The organism is Pseudomonas sp. Leaf129, from assembly GCF_001423465.1.
GTDB lineage: Bacteria > Pseudomonadota > Gammaproteobacteria > Pseudomonadales > Pseudomonadaceae > Aquipseudomonas > Aquipseudomonas coleopterorum.
This window is the reverse complement of the sequence record NZ_LMOC01000008.1, coordinates 111953-132172: the sequence shown is the minus strand read 5'-3', so window position 1 is coordinate 132172 and position 20220 is coordinate 111953. Positions and strand designations below refer to the sequence as shown.

At 62.3% G+C, this 20220-nt stretch carries 15 protein-coding genes and 2 tRNA genes; 13 read left to right on the top strand and 4 right to left on the bottom strand.

Features of this window, described 5'->3' with window-relative positions; translation table 11 throughout:
* The first annotated feature begins 33 nt into the window (after positions 1–33).
* The 5 genes from hflK to ASF66_RS14625 all read left to right on the top strand — a co-directional run bounded on the left by hflK (position 34) and on the right by ASF66_RS14625 (position 6931).
* Positions 34–1218: an FtsH protease activity modulator HflK gene (gene hflK / locus ASF66_RS14645; RefSeq protein ID WP_049862035.1), complete on the top strand. Its 1185-nt coding sequence runs from the start codon at positions 34–36 to the stop codon at positions 1216–1218.
* Complete coding sequence (gene hflC, locus ASF66_RS14640; RefSeq protein WP_049862034.1) at positions 1218–2087, top strand: protease modulator HflC; 870 nt, start codon at positions 1218–1220, stop codon at positions 2085–2087. The genes hflK and hflC overlap by 1 nt, the downstream gene beginning before the upstream one ends.
* A 235-nt stretch (positions 2088–2322) precedes the next feature.
* Positions 2323–3510: an ATP phosphoribosyltransferase regulatory subunit gene (locus ASF66_RS14635; RefSeq protein ID WP_049862033.1), complete on the top strand. Its 1188-nt coding sequence runs from the start codon at positions 2323–2325 to the stop codon at positions 3508–3510.
* A gap of 54 nt (positions 3511–3564) precedes the next feature.
* A complete protein-coding gene (locus ASF66_RS14630) occupies positions 3565–4854 on the top strand; it encodes an adenylosuccinate synthase (protein WP_056844372.1) in 1290 nt (429 codons plus the stop codon).
* A gap of 142 nt (positions 4855–4996) precedes the next feature.
* Positions 4997–6931 (top strand): methyl-accepting chemotaxis protein, encoded by a 1935-nt coding sequence (locus tag ASF66_RS14625; RefSeq protein WP_056844371.1) that lies wholly within the window; start codon positions 4997–4999, stop codon positions 6929–6931.
* Between the two features lie 105 nt (positions 6932–7036).
* Here the strand turns inward: ASF66_RS14625 and ASF66_RS14620 are convergent, their stop codons facing one another.
* The 4 genes from ASF66_RS14620 to ASF66_RS14605 form a co-directional block, all read right to left on the bottom strand.
* On the bottom strand, positions 7037–8590 hold the full coding sequence (locus ASF66_RS14620) for an ABC transporter permease (protein ID WP_156463199.1): 1554 nt from the start codon (positions 8588–8590) through the stop codon (positions 7037–7039).
* Positions 8587–9603: an iron ABC transporter substrate-binding protein gene (locus ASF66_RS14615; RefSeq protein WP_056844370.1), complete on the bottom strand. Its 1017-nt coding sequence runs from the start codon at positions 9601–9603 to the stop codon at positions 8587–8589. Before ASF66_RS14615 ends, ASF66_RS14620 begins: the two co-directional genes overlap by 4 nt.
* 170 nt (positions 9604–9773) lie before the next feature.
* A tRNA-Leu gene (locus tag ASF66_RS14610) sits at positions 9774–9860 on the bottom strand.
* A 188-nt stretch (positions 9861–10048) separates the two neighbouring features.
* Positions 10049–10135, bottom strand: a tRNA-Leu gene (locus tag ASF66_RS14605).
* A 226-nt stretch (positions 10136–10361) separates the two neighbouring features.
* Between ASF66_RS14605 and rnr the strand changes: the two genes are divergently transcribed.
* The 8 genes from rnr (at position 10362) to ASF66_RS14565 (ending at position 20209) form a co-directional block, all read left to right on the top strand.
* Positions 10362–12995 carry a ribonuclease R gene (gene rnr, locus ASF66_RS14600; protein ID WP_056844369.1) on the top strand — a complete coding sequence of 878 codons (2634 nt, stop codon included), beginning with the start codon at positions 10362–10364 and terminating at the stop codon, positions 12993–12995.
* Positions 12992–13741, top strand: a complete 750-nt coding sequence (gene rlmB, locus ASF66_RS14595) for a 23S rRNA (guanosine(2251)-2'-O)-methyltransferase RlmB (RefSeq protein ID WP_049862028.1) — start codon at positions 12992–12994, stop codon at positions 13739–13741. The genes rnr and rlmB overlap by 4 nt, the downstream gene beginning before the upstream one ends.
* A 296-nt stretch (positions 13742–14037) precedes the next feature.
* Positions 14038–14463 carry a 30S ribosomal protein S6 gene (rpsF, locus tag ASF66_RS14590; RefSeq protein WP_056844368.1) on the top strand — a complete coding sequence of 142 codons (426 nt, stop codon included), beginning with the start codon at positions 14038–14040 and terminating at the stop codon, positions 14461–14463.
* Between the two features lie 28 nt (positions 14464–14491).
* Complete coding sequence (gene rpsR, locus ASF66_RS14585; protein ID WP_008368574.1) at positions 14492–14722, top strand: 30S ribosomal protein S18; 231 nt, start codon at positions 14492–14494, stop codon at positions 14720–14722.
* A 38-nt stretch (positions 14723–14760) separates the two neighbouring features.
* Positions 14761–15657, top strand: a complete 897-nt coding sequence (locus ASF66_RS14580; RefSeq protein ID WP_056844367.1) for a hypothetical protein — start codon at positions 14761–14763, stop codon at positions 15655–15657.
* A gap of 21 nt (positions 15658–15678) precedes the next feature.
* Entirely contained in the window at positions 15679–16125 is a 447-nt protein-coding gene (rplI, locus tag ASF66_RS14575; RefSeq protein ID WP_043191123.1) for a 50S ribosomal protein L9, read from the top strand.
* Positions 16126–16240: 115 nt separating this feature from the next.
* On the top strand, positions 16241–17638 hold the full coding sequence (dnaB, locus tag ASF66_RS14570) for a replicative DNA helicase (RefSeq protein ID WP_049862025.1): 1398 nt from the start codon (positions 16241–16243) through the stop codon (positions 17636–17638).
* Between the two features lie 267 nt (positions 17639–17905).
* Positions 17906–20209 (top strand): YgiQ family radical SAM protein, encoded by a 2304-nt coding sequence (locus ASF66_RS14565; RefSeq protein WP_049862024.1) that lies wholly within the window; start codon positions 17906–17908, stop codon positions 20207–20209.
* Positions 20210–20220 lie beyond the last annotated feature (11 nt).

Genomic DNA, 20220 nt, shown 5'->3' with positions numbered 1-20220 from the left:
GGTGCGTCTTTGCTTTATCAGATGGAGAGCGCTATGGCTTGGAATGAGCCGGGTGGCAACTCGAACAATCAAGATCCTTGGGGTGGAAAACGCCGTGGAGGCGACCGCAAGGGGCCACCGGATCTCGACGAGGCCTTCCGCAAACTGCAGGACAGCCTGAACGGTCTGTTCGGTGGTGGAAAGAAACGCACAGGTGGTGGTGGCGACGGGGGAGGCACGTCCAAGGGCGGTGGTCTCGGCCTGTTGGGCATCGGCCTTGCCGTGCTCGGCGCTATCTGGCTGTACAGCGCGGTGTATGTGGTGGACGAGCAGGAACAGGCCGTTGTACTGCGCTTCGGCAAGTACTACGAAACCGTGGGTCCGGGTCTGAACATCTACTTCCCGCCGATCGACCGCAAGTACCTGGAAAACGTCACGCGCGAGCGTTCGTATACCAAGCAGGGCCAGATGCTCACCGAAGACGAGAACATCGTCGAGGTGCCGCTGACCGTGCAGTACAAGATCACCAACCTGCAGGATTTCGTCCTGCGCGTCGACCAGCCTGAAATCAGCCTGCAGCACGCCACCGACAGTGCGCTGCGCCATGTGGTGGGTTCCACCGCCATGGACCAGGTGCTGACCGAAGGCCGCGAGCAGATGGCTGGCGAGATCAAGGAGCGCCTGCAGCGGTTCCTCGACACCTACCAGACCGGTATCACCGTCACCCAGGTCAACGTACAGAGCGCGGCAGCCCCGCGTGAAGTGCAGGAAGCCTTCGACGACGTGATCCGTGCCCGTGAAGACGAGCAGCGCTCGCGCAACCAGGCCGAAGGCTATGCCAATGGCGTGATTCCCGAGGCTCGCGGTCAGGCCCAGCGCATCATCGAAGATGCCAACGGCTACCGCGACGAAGTGGTTTCGCGTGCCAAGGGTGAGGCCGATCGCTTCACCAAGCTGGTCACCGAGTACCGCAAGGCGCCCGACGTGACCCGCCAGCGTCTGTACCTGGAAACCATGCAGGACGTCTACAGCAACACCAGCAAGGTGCTGGTGGCCAGCAAGGAAGGTCAGAACAACCTGATCTACCTGCCGCTGGACAAGATGGTCGGTGGTGACCGCAACAACAGCAGCACGCCTGCCGCCAGCACGCCGTCATCGGCGAGCGACGCCGCCGGCGCACGCGCCGCGGCCGACCTGCAGCAGCAACAGCGTGAAATGCGTTCAAGGGAGAGTCGCTGATGGGCAATAAATCTGTGATCGCCCTGATCGTCGCCGTCGTTCTGGCGGTGGCAGCATGGAACTGCTTCTACATCGTGGCGCAAACCGAACGTGCGGTTCTGCTGCAATTCGGTCGCGTGGTTCAGGCCGATGTCCAGCCTGGCCTGCATGTGAAGCTGCCGTACGTCAACCAGGTGCGCAAGTTCGATGCGCGGCTGATGACCCTCGACGCGCCGACCCAGCGGTTTCTGACCCTGGAGAAGAAAGCGGTGATGGTCGATGCCTATGCCAAATGGCGTGTGAAGGATGCCGAGCGCTACTACACCGCCACTTCCGGCATGAAGCAGATCGCCGACGAGCGTCTGTCGCGTCGTCTCGAATCGGGTCTGCGTGACCAGTTCGGCAAGCGCACGCTGCATGAAGTAGTGTCGGGTGAGCGGGATGCGTTGATGTCCGACATCACCACCTCACTCAACCGCATGGCCGACAAGGAGCTGGGTATCGAAGTCATTGACGTGCGCGTCAAGGCCATCGACCTGCCCAAGGAAGTCAACCGCAGCGTGTTCGAGCGCATGAGCACCGAGCGTGAGCGCGAGGCGCGCGAGCATCGTGCTAAGGGTAACGAGCTGGCGGAAGGTATCCGTGCCGATGCCGATCGTCAGCGTCGCGTTCTGCTGGCCGAAGCCTATCGCGAGTCCGAGGAAGCGCGTGGTGACGGTGACGCCCAGGCCGCAGCCATCTATGCCCAGGCCTATGGTCAGGATCAGGAGTTCTACTCCTTCTTCCGCAGCCTGCAGGCTTACCGCCAGAGCTTCGCCAACAAGAGCGACGTGATGGTGCTCGACTCCAAGAGCGATTTCTTCCGCTTCATGGAGAAGTACAAGCCCTGATCGGCTTTCTCCGCCGGGCGGTTTAACCGTTCGGCGGGGTGAACGATCGGCAAAACGTGTGTATGATGCGGCAGCCGGGAAATTCCCGGCTTTTTTGCGTCTGCAAGATCGATTGGCCGATTCATAGGCCCGGTTCATGAGGACATTGCCCCGCGACGTGCTTGCGGTGGGCGATTTCTGCTTCACTCAAGGCTAGCCTGACGGCAGGCCACCCGGATCATAGGGGAAAGGCGTAATGGCAACGGTAGACCGCTGGCTGCTGCCAGATGGCATCGAAGAAGTACTGCCGCCTGAGGCTGCGCGCATCGAAGTCGCGCGGCGCCAGGTGTTGGACCTGTTCCAGAGCTGGGGTTACGAGTTCGTCGTGACTCCGCATATCGAATACCTCGAGTCGCTGCTGACCGGCGCCGGCCAGGACCTTGACCTGCGCACTTTCAAGGTGATCGACCCGCAATCGGGTCGGCAGATGGGTTTCCGTGCCGATATCACGCCCCAGGTGGCGCGTATCGATGCGCATACCTTGCGTCGTGAAGGGCCGAACCGTCTGTGCTATGCCGGCAGCGTCCTGCATGCGCAGCCTCGCGCCCTGTCCAGCTCGCGCAGCCCTATCCAGTTGGGTGCAGAGCTGTATGGCGATGCCAGCCCCAGCAGCGACGTGGAAGTCATCAGCCTGATGCTGACCATGCTCGAAATGGCCGATGTGCCAGATGTGCACATGGATCTGGGGCATGTCGGTATCTACCGTGGCCTGGCTCGCGCGGCGGGCCTGTCGGGGGATGTCGAGCAACAGCTGTTCGATGCCCTGCAGCGCAAGGCCATCGACGAAGTGATCACCCTGACCGAAGGACTGCAGGCCGATCTGGCCGAGATGCTGCGAGCTCTGGTCGGGCTGTGTGGCGGACGGGAAGTGCTGGCCCAGGCCAAGGTACGCCTGGCCAACGCCCCGGCGGCGGTGCTGACCGCGCTGGACGACCTGCTGACGATCGCCGAGCGCCTGGCGTTGCGTTTTCCGCAATTGCCGCTGTACTTCGACTTGGGCGAACTGCGCGGTTATCACTATCACACCGGCGTGGTGTTTGCCGTGTTCGTTCCAGGCATGGGCCAGTCCATCGCTCAGGGCGGCCGCTACGACGACATCGGCGCGGATTTCGGCCGCGCTCGCCCGGCTACCGGATTTTCCACGGACCTCAAGTCCCTGGTCACCTTGGGCCAGGCTCGAATCGAACTGCCGTGCGGTGGCGTCTGGATGCCCGATAGCACTGATGCAGCACTGTGGCAGGCGGTCTGCCAGCTGCGCCGCGAGGGCCAGCGCGTGGTCCAGGCCCTGCCGGGCCAGACGATCGAGGCTGCTGGCGAGGCAGATTGCGACCGTCAATTGATTCAGCAGAACGGGCAATGGCAAGTGCTGCCACTGGCCTCTTGAGTATTCCTGCCGGCCGCTGCCGGCACCAAGTTTGCGCGAATGAGGACAAGTGTTATGGGTAAGAATGTCGTAGTCCTGGGCACCCAATGGGGTGATGAGGGCAAAGGCAAGATCGTTGATCTGCTGACCGAACATGCTGCCGCGGTAGTGCGCTATCAAGGCGGTCACAACGCTGGCCACACACTGGTGATCGACGGCGAGAAAACCGTCCTGCACCTGATTCCTTCGGGCGTGCTGCGCGAAGGCGTGCAGTGCCTGATCGGCAACGGCGTGGTCGTTGCACCCGACGCTCTGATGCGCGAGATCACCAAGCTGGAAGAGAAGGGCGTACCGGTGCGCGAGCGCCTGCGTATCAGCCCGTCCTGCCCGTTGATCCTGTCCTTCCACGTGGCGCTGGATCAGGCCCGTGAAAAGGCCCGTGGCGAGCTGAAGATCGGCACCACCGGTCGTGGCATCGGTCCGGCGTACGAAGACAAGGTTGCACGTCGCGGCCTGCGCGTGGGCGACCTGCTCAACATGCCGCGCTTCGAAGACAAGCTGCGTGAACTGGTGGATTACCACAACTTCATGCTGGTCGGTTACTACAAAGAGCCGGCCATCGAGTTCGAAAAGACCTTGGCCGAGTGCAAGGAATACGCTGAGCTGCTCAAGCCGCTGATGCTGGACGTGACGGCCGAGCTGCACGAACTGCGTCGCGCTGGCAAAGACATCATGTTCGAAGGCGCCCAGGGTTCGTTGCTGGACATCGACCACGGCACCTACCCCTACGTGACCAGCTCCAACACCACCGCAGGTGGCGTGGCGACCGGCTCCGGCGTAGGCCCCATGTTCCTGGACTACATCCTGGGCATTACCAAGGCCTATACCACCCGTGTAGGTTCGGGTCCGTTCCCGACCGAGCTGTTCGACGAAGTCGGCGCGCACCTGGCCAAACAGGGCCATGAATTTGGCGCGACCACCGGTCGTGCCCGTCGCTGTGGCTGGTTCGACGCGGTCATTCTGCGCCGCGCGATCGATGTGAACAGCATTTCGGGCATCTGCCTGACCAAGCTGGACGTGCTCGATGGTCTGGAAACCATCAATATCTGCATCGGTTACAAAGACGCAGAAGGCAAGGACGTTGCCCCTACCGACGCTGACAGCTACGTCGGCCTGCAGCCGGTGTACGAAGAAGTGCCGGGCTGGACCGAGTCGACCGTGGGTGCCAAAACCCTGGAAGAACTCCCGGCCAACGCCCGTGCCTACATCAAGCGTGTCGAAGCGCTGATCGGCGCACCGATCGATATCATCTCGACCGGTCCTGATCGCAACGAGACTATCGTGCTGCGTCATCCGTTCGGCTGATCGCGGTTCGTGCACCACAGCAAAAGGCCCTTCGGGGCCTTTTGTCGTTTCAGGGACAGGTCGGTCGTCCGGCACGGCGTTTGCTGTGTGATTCCGAATCAGGTGCCAGTATTACGATGGCGTCAATAAAAAGGGGATCCACATGTCCGCTGTCCTTTCTCTTCTGCGCAGCCGCTTGCTGCGTCCGGTTTTCATTGCCTTGGGTATCGCTCTTTTGGTGCAGGTGCTGGCCGCCATTGCGCTGACCCGAAGCACCGTCACTGCACTTGAAGCCGACCTGGATCAGCGCATGGCCCAGGACAGCCAGCGGCTGACAGGGGAACTGCAAAGCGCCAGTGCGGAGGTGTCCTCCGGGCTGGAAAGTCTTTCCGCCAACACGCGTCAGCGCCTGAGTGCCGGTTTGTCGGCGCGCCTGACCCAGGAACAGGCGCAGATTCGAGCGACCCTGGACAAGGACCTGCAGGATTCGGCCACCGACATGGCCGAGCTGCTGGCCTCGGTCGCGCCGCGGGCCATGTGGGACAACGATGTACCGACGCTGTCCGAGTTCGCCCGCCGCGCTCAGCGCAATCCCAATGTGCTGTTCGTGATCTACAACGACGCGCAGGGCGAGCACCTGACCCGTTACCTGAATCGCGACAACCCGATCAACCAGGCGCTGATGGCCAAGGGAGCCGGTGAGCGTGCTTTGGACAAGGTGCTCGATGCGGCCAGGAATGATCCTGGGGTGATCTATGTCGAAGCCTCGATCAATCCCAACGGCGTGGAGATCGGTCGTGTATTGATGGCCGTTTCGCGCACGGGCGTCGAAGCGCAGGTGGCCGAACTGGACAAGCGTTTTGCTGCGCTGATTGCCAGTGCCGGGCAACTGGTGGGCGAAAGTCTGCAAGGCGCCTCGACCGAAAGCGCCAAGGCCCTGCAGGCCCGTCTGCAGTCGGCGGAATCGGCGGCAGCGACCATGCAGGCCAATACCCACAGCACAGTGCAGGACGCTGCGGCTCAGTTGCGCTGGCGCATCGGGCTGTGCCTGGCCCTGGTAGGGCTGGCCATGCTGGTGGTGCTGGCCGCCGTGCTGGGCCGTCGTGTGGTGCATCGCCTGCGCCTGCTGGTCGGCGCGCTGGATGACCTGGCTGCGGGGGAAGGCGACCTGACCAAGCGGGTGGCGATTCACAGCCGCGACGAGATCGGCGACATGGCGGCAGCCGTCAACCGTTTCGTCGACAAGCTGCAGCCCATCGTTCGCGAAGCGGGTGAGGTGGCGCACAAGACCGGGGTTGAAATCGGCAGCATGGCTCAACGCAATGCGGGGGCCGACGATGCCGCCCAATTGCAGCGCGATGAAGTGGCGCAGAGCCTGCAGGACCTGTTGCAAATGGCCGACGAGGCCCAGGCCGAGAGTCAGGCGATGCAGTCGGCCTTGCAACAAGTGGTGGAGATCCGTCAGGCCACGGACGACAACACTCGGGCCTCGCAACAGGTCGGCGGCTTGATCGAGGCGTTGGCCGGGCAGGTGCAGAGCGGTTCCAAGGTGATCGAACGACTGGCCGAGCAGAGTCAGCAGATCGAGGTGGTGTTGACGGTGATCCACGGGATCGCCGAGCAGACCAATCTGCTGGCGCTCAATGCCGCCATCGAAGCGGCGCGAGCCGGTGAAACCGGACGTGGATTCGCTGTAGTGGCCGACGAGGTGCGTGCGCTGGCGAGCAAGACGCAAAGTTCGACCGGCGACATTCAAGCCCATATCGGCGCTTTGCAGGCCGGCGCGCGCGAGGCAGTGGCGGCCATCGGCCAGGCCGGACGTCAGGCGGACGAAGGTCTGGCGGTGCTGCGCGACAGCGCGCGGCTGCAGCAGGCGGTGCAGGCTTCAGTGGAGCAGGTACATGCGGCGATCGGCCTGGCGACCCAGGCCGCCGAGCAGCAGGCGCGCGGCGCGCAGGCCGTGAAGGGGAGGGTGCAGGTGATTCATGCGCAGGCAGAGAAAGCGGCTTTCGCCGTGCAGCAGACCACGGCCAGCAGCCGAGAACTGGACAAGCTCGCGGCCCAGTTGAAAGCCAGCCTGGGCCAGTTCCGCGCCTAGATGCCCGCCTGTAGGAGCGGTCATAGGCCGCGAAAGGCGCATTGCGGTCTACCTGACGAACCGCGTTGCCCTTTTCGCGGCCACGGACCGCTCCTACAGGAGGGCCTAACGTGTGTGGCTCAGGTACATGCGAGTCGTGAGCAGGTACACCGGTACTCCGGAGATCAGGATCAGCAATGCTGCGTAAGGCGCGGCAGCGGCGAACTCCATGTTCGAGGTGTGTGACCACACTTCGGTTGCCAGGGTCGTCATGCCGGTGGGGGCCAGAACCAGCGTGGCGGTGAGCTCCTTCATGCCGTCCAGGAACACCAGCGCGAATGCCGCCGCCATGGCCGGGAAGATGATGGGCAACGTCACCCGGCAGAAGGCAGTAAAGGGCGTAGCACCCAGCGTGCGCGCGGCTTCTTCCAGTTGGGGCGCAGCCTTGTTCAGAGCATTACGCACCGGTGCCTGCGCCAGGGGCAGGAACAGCAGTGCGTAGGCCAGCAACAGCAAACCTGTGGTTTGGTACATCGCCGGAACGTAGTGCAGGGCGAAATACACCAGGGTCAAGGCGATCACCAGTCCGGGCAGTGCGTGCAGCAGGTACGGCAAACGCTCCGCCCAGATCGCCAGGCGGCCGCGATGGCGCACGACCAGCAAACCGACAGGCAATGCCAGCGCCAGGCACAACGCTGCGCCACCCAGTGCCAATGACAGCGAGGTCAGCAACGCCTCGCCAATGGCCGCCACCGGAAAGGCGGCCGACGAGCCTTTCACCAGCCAATACCCCAGCATGCCCAGCGGCACGCCACTGCCGACGACCACCAGCAGCAGGCAATACAGCTGCGCCACTACACGCCAGGGCCCCAGCCGCAACGGTGTTGCCCGGCGGGCTGCGCCTTGACCGGTACGGATGTGGCGCGCGGTACCCCGCACCCTCAGCTCCAGCCACAGCAGCAACAGGCACAGAACCAGCAGCAGCGCCGACAGCATTGCCGCATTGGTATTGCTGAACTCAAGCTCGAACTGTTGGTAGATCGCTGTGGTGAAGGTCTGCAATCCCATGATCGACAGCGCGCCGAACTCCACCAGCATGTGAAGCGCGATCAGCAGTGCGCCGCCCAGCACCGAAGGCCACAGCAGCGGCAGGGTCACCTTGAAGAACACACCGGTGCGGTTCTGCCCCAGCGTACGGGCTGACTCTTCCAGCGAGGTATCCAGATTGCGCAGCGTCGCCGCGACCGGAAGAAACACCAACGGGTATTTCGACAGCGTCATGACCAGGATGGCGCCGCCCAACCCCTCGAATCCGGAGCTCAACGAAACCCAGGTGAAGCCGCTGACGAAGGCGGGGACCGCGAACGGCAGGCACAGGATCACGCCCCAAAGCCGCCGACCGGCCAGGTCGCTGCGCTCCAGCAGCCAGGCCAGGCTCACACCGATCACCACGCAGGCCGCGGTCACCCCAGCCATCAACATCAGGGTGTTGCCCAGCAAACGCAGAACGTAGGGGCGCCAGAGCAACCTGATCGCTTCGTGCAAGCCGGCCTGCCACGCTTTGAGGCCGACGTAGAGCAGGGGCAGCAGGCTCAGTCCGACCAGCAGCAGGACGGGCGCGAGCACCCAGATCGAGGGGCGCTTGCGCTGCCCCGTGGCACTGACAGGGGGTGTGATCAATTCAGGCCGACGTCCCGTTCCATGTCCAGGGCGTCCTCGGCATTGCCGATGTCCGCCGGGGTGATGGCAGGTGCCTGCAATTCGTCGAATGGCTTGAGGCCACGGTCCGAGACCATGCCTTTGTGCAGCGGGTATTCAGCGGTAGTCTGGGTGATCACGCGCTGACCCTCTTCGCTGGCCATGTAGGCGAGCAGTGCCTGGGCCTCGCGTGGGTGCTTGCTGGACTTGAGGACCGCAGCCGAGGAAATGGTGATGAGGCCGCCGGCGTCACCGTTGCTGAAGTAGTGCAGCTTGGAGTCGAGTTGGCCTTTCTCGCGCTGCAGTGCGAACCAGTAGTAGTTGTTCACCAGCACGGTGGCGATTTCGCCGTTTTCCACTGCCTTGAGGGCGACCATGTTGTTGGTGTAGGTCTTGCCGAAGGCGCGCAGGCCGGTCAGCCATTCCTCGGCGGCTTCACGCCCGTGCAGCTTGATGATGGCGACGGCCTGCTCCTGAAAGGCGCCACTGGTCGGTACGAAGCCGACCTTGCCCTGCCATTGCGGCTCGGCGAATTCGAGCACCGTTTCAGGCAGGTCCTTTTCGTCGATCAGCTTTGGGTTGTAGGCCACTACCCGTACGCGAGCGGTCACGCCTATCCATGAGCCGTCCTTGGCGACGTACTCGGGCGGAAGCATGTTCAGGGTGCTGTCGTCGGTCTTGGCCAGGAAGCCTTTTTCGCCCAGGTTGTTCAGGGGCGGGGATTCTTCGGTGTAGATCAGGTCTGCTGGAGAGCGTTCGCCTTCCTCCATCACCTGGCTGGCAAGTTGATTGCTGCTGCCCTTGCGGACATTGACGTGAATGCCGGTCTTGGCCTCGTAGGCCTTGGCGATGGCTTCGCCGATTTCCTTGTGCTGACCGTTGTAGAGGGTCAGCTCGACCTTGTCGGCGGCCTGCGCCAATGGAGCGGCCAGGGCGGTGCTCAGCAGGCATGCAGCCAGTGCACGCAGCAGGGACCGGGGGTTTCGAGACGTCATGGACTACTTCCTTACGGCAGGGCAGCGGAATCTTGAAACAATTGTAAACGATATGGGTTCTCAGGTGCTCGTGCGCCGTTCGCGCCCACCGTAGGAGCGGTCATCGGCCGCGAAGGGTGCGTCGTGGATACGGAGAGAGAGGACGGATTTTCGAAACCCGAAAACAGAATTGGTGCCCAGAAGAAGACTCGAACTTCCACGACCGTAAGGTCACCAGCACCTGAAGCTGGCGTGTCTACCAATTTCACCATCTGGGCAGCATCAGCAGCGTTGTACGCCGTTGATGGGGCGCACTATACGGCGGCCTTTTTGATCTGTAAACCCCTGTTTTGATTTTGTTAATTCAAATCATCGTGCAGGGGGGCGCGGAGGCCTGAAACGCAAAAACCCGCTTTCGCGGGTTTTTGTGAGTGACGCAAGATTGTTGTAATCTCGTGTCCTGAATTGGTGCCCAGAAGAAGACTCGAACTTCCACGACCGTAAGGTCACCAGCACCTGAAGCTGGCGTGTCTACCAATTTCACCATCTGGGCAGCATCTGCAACGCTGTGCGTTGTCGATGGCGCGCACTATACGGAGCGCTCTTTGTGCTGTAAACCCCTTTGGCAAGAAAAATCGACTAAAATTCTGCAGTGGCGTCCCGGACACTGTTTTCGACCTCGGGGCAGGGCTTTTAACTGGCAGGCAGCGCCTGAAATTTCCCGTTTCAATACGCGTATGCCAAACTAACGCCTATATAGACAAGGTGAATTCTCTCTAATGGCCGATTGGCAGACCCTCGATCCCGAGGCCGCTCGTGAAGCGGAAAAATACGAAAACCCCATTCCCAGCCGCGAGCTGATCCTCAAGCACCTCGACGAGCGCGGCTCCCCCGCCAGCCGCGAGGAGCTGGTGGACGAGTTCGGCCTCACCACCGAGGACCAGCTGGAAGCCTTGCGCCGCCGTCTGCGAGCCATGGAGCGCGATGCGCAATTGATCTACACCCGCCGCGGCACCTATGCCCCGGTGGACAAGCTCGACCTGATCGCCGGCCGCATCAGCGGTCACCGCGACGGTTTTGGCTTCCTGATTCCCGACGATGGCAGCGACGACCTGTTCATGAGCCCGGCGCAGATGCGGCTGGTGTTCGATGGCGACCGTGCCCTGGCCCGTGTTTCCGGCCTGGACCGTCGCGGCCGCCGCGAAGGCGTGATCGTCGAAGTGGTGTCCCGTGCCCATGAAACCATCGTTGGTCGCTACTTCGAAGAAGGCGGCATTGGTTTCGTGACCCCGGACAACCCCAAGGTGCAGCAGGAAGTGCTGATCACCCCCGGCCGCCACGGCGCTGCGAAGATCGGCCAGTTCGTCGGGGTGAAGATCACCCACTGGCCCACCGCACGGTTCCAGCCCCAGGGTGACATCGTCGAAGTGCTGGGCAACTACATGGCCCCGGGCATGGAAATCGATGTAGCCCTGCGCACCTACGACATTCCCCATGTATGGCCCGAGGCCGTGCTCAAGGAAGCCGCCAAGCTCAAGCCTCAGGTGGAAGACAAGGACAAGGAAAAGCGCATCGACCTGCGCCACCTGCCGTTCGTCACCATCGACGGCGAAGACGCCCGCGACTTCGACGATGCCGTCTATTGCGAAGCCAAGAGCAAGCTGCGCCTGTTCAATGGCGGCTGGACCCTGTACGTCGCCATCGCCGACGTTTCCAGCTACGTGAAACTGGGTTCGGCACTGGATGCCGAGGCGCAGGTACGTGGCAACTCGGTGTACTTCCCCGAGCGCGTGATCCCGATGCTGCCCGAGCAGCTGTCCAACGGTCTGTGCTCGCTGAACCCCAAGGTCGACCGCCTGGCCATGGTCTGCGAGATGACCATCTCCAAGACCGGCGAGATGACCGACTACAGCTTCTATGAAGCGGTGATCCACTCTCACGCGCGCCTGACCTACAACAAGGTCAGCACCATGCTCGAGCACTCGCGTACCAGCGAGGCCAAGGCCCTGCGCGGTGAGTTCGGCGAAGTGCTGCCCCATCTCAAGCAGCTGTATGCGCTGTACAAGGTATTGCTGTCGGCTCGTCATGTGCGTGGCGCCATCGATTTCGAGACCCAGGAAACCCGCATCGTCTTCGGCTCCGAGCGCAAGATCGCCGAGATCAAGCCGACGGTGCGCAACGACGCCCACAAGCTGATCGAGGAATGCATGCTGGCGGCCAACGTGGCCACCGCCGAGTTTCTCAAGAAGCACGAGATTCCGGCTCTGTATCGCGTCCACGACGGTCCGCCGCCGGAGCGTCTGGAAAAGCTGCGTGCCTTCCTCGGCGAGCTTGGCCTGTCGCTGAACAAGGGCAAGGACGGTCCGTCGCCCAAGGATTACCGTGCGCTGCTGGAAACCATCCAGGGTCGCCCGGATTTCCACGTGATCCAGACCGTGATGCTGCGCTCCCTGAGCCAGGCGGTGTACAGCGCCGACAACCATGGCCACTTCGGCCTGAATTACGAGGCGTACACCCACTTTACTTCGCCGATCCGTCGCTATCCCGACCTGCTCACGCACCGGGCGATCCGCAGCGTGATCCACTCCAAGCAGGACACCCCGCACGTCAAGCGCGCCGGTGCCCCGACCATTCCCAAGGCGCGTATCTATCCGTACGACGAAGCCGCGCTGGAGCAGTTGGGCGAAGAGTGCTCGATGAGCGAGCGTCGGGCCGACGAAGCCACCCGTGACGTGGTCAACTGGCTCAAGTGCGAGTTCATGAAGGATCGCGTTGGCGAAACCTTCCCCGGCGTGATCACGGCAGTGACCGGTTTCGGCCTGTTCGTCGAGCTGACCGATATCTTCGTCGAAGGCCTGGTGCACGTCACCGCGCTGCCGGGCGACTACTACCATTTCGATCCGATCCACCATCGCCTGGCCGGCGAGCGCACCGGGCGCAATTTCCGCTTGGGCGACACGGTCGAAGTGCAGGTCATGCGGGTCGACCTGGACGAGCGCAAGATCGATTTCGGCATTGGCGAAGCGACGCTCAATCAGCCGATCGGTCGCAAGAACCGCAAGGCCGATGCGCCAGCGGGCAAGCCTAAAAGCTACCCGACCACGCCTGCCGTGGAAAAAACCGTTGCCGAGAAGCCAGCTGCTTCGGCCAAGCGCAGCTCGGCACCGAGCAAGCGCAAGGCCGAAAGCGACGAGGTCTACCGGGCATCGGACGCCGCGGCCAAGAATGCCGAAGTGCGCAAGAGCCGGGAAATGAAGAAGGCTTTGCTGGCCGACGCAGCCAAGGGCGGGTCGGCCAAGGCCAGCAACAGCCGCAGCAGCGCTGGCAGCAGTGCTGGAGGCGATTCCAAACCGAGCAAGCATCGTAAGGGTCCGTCTAAGTCGGGCAGCCGCAAACCCAAGGCCAAGTCATGAGTCAGCTGGAAAAGATCTACGGCGTGCACGCCGTGGAAGCGTTGTTGCGTCATCACCCGAAACGGGTCAAGCAGATCTGGTTGTCCGATGGCCGCAGCGAGCCGCGGGTACAGACCTTGGTCGAACTGGCCACGCAGAATCGCATTTCGGTGGGCCAGGCCGAGCGTCGTGAGCTGGATGCCTGGGTCGAAGGCGTGCATCAGGGCGTCGTGGCGGAAGTAAGCCCCAGCCAGGTGTGGGGCGAGGCGATGCTCGATGAGTTGCTCGACCGCACCGACGGCCCGCCCCTGTTGCTGGTGCTGGACGGCGTGACCGATCCGCACAATCTGGGGGCCTGCCTGCGCACCGCCGATGCGGCCGGAGCGCTGGCCGTGATCGTGCCCAAGGACAAGTCCGCCACCCTCACGCCGGCCGTGCGCAAGGTGGCCTGCGGCGCGGCGGAAGTGATTCCGCTGGTGGCGGTGACCAACCTGGCACGTACTCTGGAAAAGCTCCAGCAGCGTGGCCTGTGGGTCGTGGGCACCGCTGGCGAGGCGGAAGTCGAGATCTACCAGCAGGACCTGACCGGGCCTACCATCCTGATCATGGGGGCTGAGGGCAAGGGCATGCGCCGCCTGACCCGCGAGCACTGTGACTACCTGGTGAAACTGCCGATGGCCGGCAGCGTGAGCAGCCTGAACGTGTCGGTCGCGACCGGTGTGTGCCTGTTCGAGGCGGTTCGGCAGCGTAACGCCAAAAAGAAGTGATCCGGCCGAGCTGGCCCCTTCGCGGGCAGAGCCCGCTCCCACAAATATGACCGATAGGTGTGGCGGGCGGCGAGCGCTCCGCCCGCGAATGCGGTGGCAGAGACATTGCCGCCGCTGTTCAAATATTCACCAATCCTCTTGCTTCCCCCCAACCCCTTCTCTACAATTGCGCCCCTTGCCGTGATGGCTGGCGCACTTGTGCGCATTTACCGGCGCACCACCCAGCAAGACACACAGTGTCATTCACTCCTTGTCTGACCGCTCTGGCGGCAGGCTACAACCCGTAAGGAGCATTCATGCGTCATTACGAAATCATCTTTCTGGTCCACCCGGATCAGAGCGAGCAAGTCGGCGGCATGGTTGAGCGTTACACCAAGCTGATCGAAGAAGACGGCGGCAAGATCCACCGTCTGGAAGATTGGGGCCGTCGTCAACTGGCCTACGCCATCAACAACGTTCACAAGGCTCACTACGTGATGCTGAACGTTGAGTGCACCGGCAAGGCCCTGGCCGAGCTGGAAGACAACTTCCGCTACAACGATGCCGTGATCCGTAACCTTGTCATCCGTCGCGACGAAGCCGTCACCGACCAGTCCGAGATGCTCAAGGCAGAAGAAAACCGCAGCGAGCGCCGTGAGCGTCGTGACCGTCCTGAGCACTCTGACAACGCCGATGGCGATGACAGCGACAACAGCGACGCCAGCGATAACGCTGACGAGTAATCCACGGACCTTTTGAGGAGCCCATTACATGGCACGTTTCTTCCGTCGTCGTAAATTTTGCCGCTTCACCGCTGAAGATGTGAAGGAGATCGACTACAAAGATCTCAACACTCTGAAAGCCTACGTATCCGAAACCGGCAAGATCGTTCCAAGCCGTATCACCGGTACCAAGGCTCGTTATCAGCGTCAGCTGGCCGTCGCTATCAAGCGCGCCCGCTTCCTGGCCCTGCTGGCCTACACCGACAGCCACGGCCGCTGAGACCGGGTTGTCGACAAGTAGTAAAAGGATAGATACGCATGCGTGCCCTGGCTGATTTCATCATGCGCGGTCGCATGCAGGCCACACTGGTTGTGGTCGGATGTGCGGCATTGCCGCTGTTGTTCTGGTTGAGTGCTGCCGCAGCGTGCCTGGTGTACCTGCGGCGCGGCATGAGTGACGCTTTTGGCGTTCTCGTCTGGGCTCTGCTGCCGGCTCTGGCCTGGTGGTATTTCGGCGAACCGCGCACCTTGATGGTGTTGCTGGGCGCGCTGGGGCTCGCGGCGCTGTTGCGCGCGGGGTGGGCCTGGAATCGCGTGCTGCTGGCCAGCATAGCGCTGGGGCTGGTGTACGGAGTGTTGTTGGGTGTGGTGTTTCGCGAACCCATCGAAGCGTTGGCGCAGGCGTTGAACGAACGCCTGCCGCAGATGCTCGGTGGTCTCTACCAGCAGATGTCGGTGGAAGAGCGGGCAAACCTCGGCAACCTCATTGCACCGGTACTCAACGGACTGATAGCGGCCCTGTTGCAAGTCGTCAGCGTGGCAGCCCTGATGCTGGGGCGTTACTGGCAGGCGGCGTTGTACAACCCGGGTGGTTTCGGCAGCGAGTTTCGCGCCATACGTATTCCACTCTGGGCAGCGGTCCTGCTGCTGGCGTGCATGCTCATTGGTCCGAACTTCGGACCTCAGATGGCCATGTTGACGCCGCTGTGCAGCGTACCGCTGGTGTTCGCCGGGCTGGCCCTGATGCATGGGCTGGTCAAGGCGGGCAAGCTGGGCAAGTTCTGGCTCGTAGGGATGTACGTCACGCTCGTGCTGTTCATGCAGCTGATCTATCCGTTGCTCGTGGTCCTGGCCATTGTCGACAGCCTGATTGATTTTCGCGGCCGAATCGGGCCGAAAGGCACCGATAGCGATTCCGCGAACGGTGAAGGTTAAAAGTTAAGAGGTTTATACCAAATGGAACTGATCCTGCTGGAAAAAGTCGCCAACCTGGGCAACCTGGGCGATAAGGTAAATGTTAAGGCCGGTTACGGCCGTAACTTCCTGCTGCCATTCGGCAAGGCTACCGCTGCGACCGCTGCCAACCTGGCTGCGTTCGAAGAGCGTCGCGCCGAGCTGGAAAAAGCAGCTGCCGACAAGAAGGCTTCGGCCGAAACTCGCGCTGCCCAACTGGCTGAGCTGGAAGTGACCATCACTGCCACCGCTGGCGACGAAGGCAAGCTGTTCGGTTCGATCGGCACCCACGACATCGCTGACGCCCTGACCGCCTCCGGCGTCGAAGTGGCCAAAGCTGAAGTGCGTCTGCCGAACGGCACCATCCGTAACGTTGGCGAATACGACGTAGCCGTGCACCTGCACAGCGACGTTGAAGCTACCGTACGCGTTGTCGTAGTAGCTGCATAAGTCGGCTGGCACCTCGGGTGCCAGGCGGTTTAACATCGGGCACGACCTGTTTACAGGCCGTGCCCTTTGTCTTTTTGAAGAAGCTGTTTTTCTGCAACCCGAATTCCAAGTGGCCATGAACGAGATATCCGCTCCCGAGCAATACGACCTGCAAACCGCTGCCCTCAAGGTGCCCCCGCATTCCATCGAGGCCGAACAGGCCGTGCTCGGTGGCCTGATGCTGGACAACAACGCCTGGGAGCGCGTGCTCGATCAGGTTTCGGACGGCGACTTCTATCGTCATGACCACCGCCTGATCTTCCGCGCTATCGCCAAGCTGGCCGATCAGAACACTCCGTTCGACGTGGTGACCCTGCACGAACAGCTCGACAAGGAAGGGCAGGGTACTCAGGTCGGTGGCCTGGGCTACCTTGGCGAGCTGGCCAAGAACACGCCGTCGGTGGCCAACATCAAGGCGTACGCGCAGATCGTGCGCGAGCGTGCCACCTTGCGCCAGTTGATCAGCATCAGCACCGAGATTGCCGACAGCGCATTCAATCCGCAGGGACGCAACGCGGCCGAGATTCTCGACGAGGCCGAGCGGCAGATCTTCCAGATCGCCGAGGCACGGCCCAAGACCGGCGGGCCGGTCAGTGTCAACGACCTTTTGACCAAGGCCATCGACCGCATCGACACGCTGTTCAATACCGATGCGGCCATTACCGGCCTGTCCACCGGCTATACCGACCTCGACGAGAAGACCAGCGGCCTGCAACCGGCCGACCTGATCATCGTCGCCGGCCGTCCGTCCATGGGCAAGACCACCTTCGCCATGAATCTGGTGGAAAACGCCGTGCTGCGCAGCGAAAAGGCCGTACTGGTGTACTCGCTGGAAATGCCGGGCGATTCGCTGATCATGCGTATGCTCTCTTCGCTGGGGCGCATCGACCAGACCAAGGTGCGTTCGGGCCGCCTGGACGACGACGATTGGCCGCGGCTGACGTCGGCAGTCAACCTGCTCAACGATCGCAAGCTGTTCATCGACGATACGGCGGGCATCAGCCCGTCGGAAATGCGTGCGCGGACACGCCGCCTGGTGCGTGAGCACGGCGAGATCGGCCTGATCATGATCGACTACCTGCAGTTGATGCAGATCCCCGGCTCCAGCGGTGACAACCGTACCAACGAGATTTCCGAGATCTCGCGCTCGTTGAAAGCCCTGGCCAAGGAATTCAATTGCCCGGTGGTGGCGCTGTCGCAGCTCAACCGCTCGCTCGAGCAGCGGCCGAACAAGCGTCCGGTGAACTCCGACTTGCGTGAATCCGGGGCGATCGAGCAGGACGCCGATGTGATCATGTTCGTCTACCGTGACGAGGTGTATCACCCGGAGACCGAGCACAAGGGCATTGCCGAAATCATCATCGGCAAGCAGCGTAACGGTCCGATCGGTTTCATTCGCCTGGCGTTCATCGGCAAGTACACCCGCTTCGAGAACCTTGCGCCGGGCAGCTACAACTTCGACGACGACGAGTAGTGATTCTGCAGGTACGGCCCCTTCGCGGGTAGAACCCGCTCCCACAGGAGCTGCGTACAGCGCCCCTTCGCGGGTAGAGCCCGCTCCCACAGGAGCCGCGTGCAGCGCCGCTTCTTGTGGGAGCGGGCTCTGCCCGCGAAAGGGTCACTGCGGTTGATCAGGTCTACCGGATAAATATCTTCGCCGCCTATTTCCGACTAAAGCCATCGGAATTGGTTATTTTTTGTGCTATATTCCGCGCCCGCGATTTTTCATACGGTCATCGACATGCAAGCAGCCAAGCCGCTTTTTGACTATCCCAAGTACTGGGCCGAATGCTTCGGCCCAGCGCCGTTCCTGCCCATGAGCAGGGAGGAGATGGATCAGCTTGGCTGGGATTCGTGCGACATCATCATCGTCACCGGTGATGCCTATGTCGACCATCCGTCGTTCGGCATGGCCATTATCGGCCGGCTGCTGGAAGCCCAGGGGTTTCGCGTGGGCATCATTGCCCAGCCGAACTGGCAGTCCAAGGATGACTTCATGAAGCTGGGCGAGCCGAACCTGTTCTTCGGTGTCGCGGCCGGCAACATGGACTCGATGATCAACCGCTACACCGCCGACAAGAAGGTGCGTTCCGACGACGCCTACACGCCCGGCGGCCTGGCCGGCTCGCGCCCTGATCGCGCCAGCCTGGTGTACAGCCAGCGATGCAAGGAAGCCTACAAGCACGTGCCGATCGTGCTGGGTGGGATCGAGGCGTCGCTGCGCCGGATTGCGCACTACGACTACTGGCAGGACAAGGTCCGTCATTCGATCCTGATCGACGCCTGCGCCGACATTCTGCTGTACGGCAACGCCGAACGCGCCATCGTCGAAGTGGCCCAGCGGCTGTCCTATGGCCAGAAGATCGAAGAGATCACCGATATCCGCGGCACCGCGTTCATTCGCCGCGATACGCCCAAGGATTGGTACGAAGTCGACTCGACCCGTATCGACCGGCCGGGCAAGGTCGACAAGATCATCAACCCGTACGTGAACACCCAGGACACCCAGGCCTGCGCTATCGAGCAGGAAAAGGGCAATGTCGAGGACCCCAACGAAGCCAAGGTGGTGCAGATCCTCGCCAGCCCACGGATGACGCGGGACAAGACCGTCATCCGTCTGCCGTCCTTCGAGAAAGTGCGTGGCGATGCCGTGCTGTATGCCCACGCCAACCGCGTGCTGCATTTGGAAACCAATCCTGGTAATGCCCGCGCACTGGTGCAGCGTCATGGCGAAGTGGACGTGTGGTTCAACCCGCCGCCCATTCCCATGACCACCGAGGAAATGGACTACGTGTTCGGCATGCCCTATGCCCGGGTCCCGCACCCGGCGTACGGCAATCAGAAGATCCCGGCCTACGACATGATTCGCTTCTCGGTGAACATCATGCGTGGCTGCTTCGGTGGCTGTACCTTCTGCTCGATCACCGAGCACGAAGGGCGGATCATCCAGAACCGTTCCGAAGAATCGATCATTCGCGAGATCGAAGAGATCCGCGACAAGGTGCCGGGCTTCACCGGGGTGATCTCCGACCTGGGCGGGCCGACCGCGAACATGTACCGCATCGCCTGCAAGAGCCCGGAGATCGAATCCGCGTGCCGCAAGCCGTCGTGTGTGTTCCCGGGTATCTGCCCGAACCTCAATACCGATCACTCATCCTTGATCCAGCTGTACCGCAGCGCGCGGGCACTGCCGGGCGTGAAGAAGATCCTCATCGCCTCGGGCCTGCGCTATGACCTGGCTGTCGAGTCGCCGGAGTACGTGAAGGAGCTGGTGACGCACCATGTCGGCGGCTACCTGAAGATCGCCCCGGAGCATACCGAGGAAGGTCCGCTGAACCAGATGATGAAGCCGGGCATCGGCTCTTATGATCGGTTCAAGCGCATGTTCGAGAAGTTCTCGAAAGAGGCGGGCAAGGAGCAGTACCTGATCCCGTACTTCATCGCTGCCCACCCGGGCACCACCGATGAAGACATGATGAACCTGGCGCTGTGGCTCAAGGGCAACGGTTTCCGCGCCGACCAGGTGCAGGCGTTCTACCCCTCGCCAATGGCGTCGGCGACTGCCATGTACCACTCGGGCAAGAACCCGCTGCGCAAGGTCACCTACAAGAGCGACAACCTGACCATCGTCAAGAGCGAGGAGCAGCGCCGTCTGCACAAGGCGTTCCTGCGCTATCACGATCCCAAGGGCTGGCCGATGCTGCGCGAGGCGCTGGAGCGCATGGGCCGTGCCGACCTGATCGGGCCGGGGAAAAACCAGCTGATTCCGTTGCACCAGCCGGCCACCGACACCTACCAGAGCGCACGGCGCAAGAACTCCACGCCTGCGGGCAGCCACAAGGTGGCCAAGGAAACGCGCATCCTGACCCAGCACACCGGTTTGCCGCCGCGCGCCAGCGATGGCTCCAAGCCGTGGGACAAGCGCGAGCAGGCCAAGGCCGCCGCCGAAGCCCGCAGCAAGCAGGCCGCCAAGGACCGTCAGCAGGCAGCCAAGCCCGGCAAGGGCAAGAAGAAGCCTACGCGCCAGCCGGTGCTACCACGCTGAGATAGCGGATG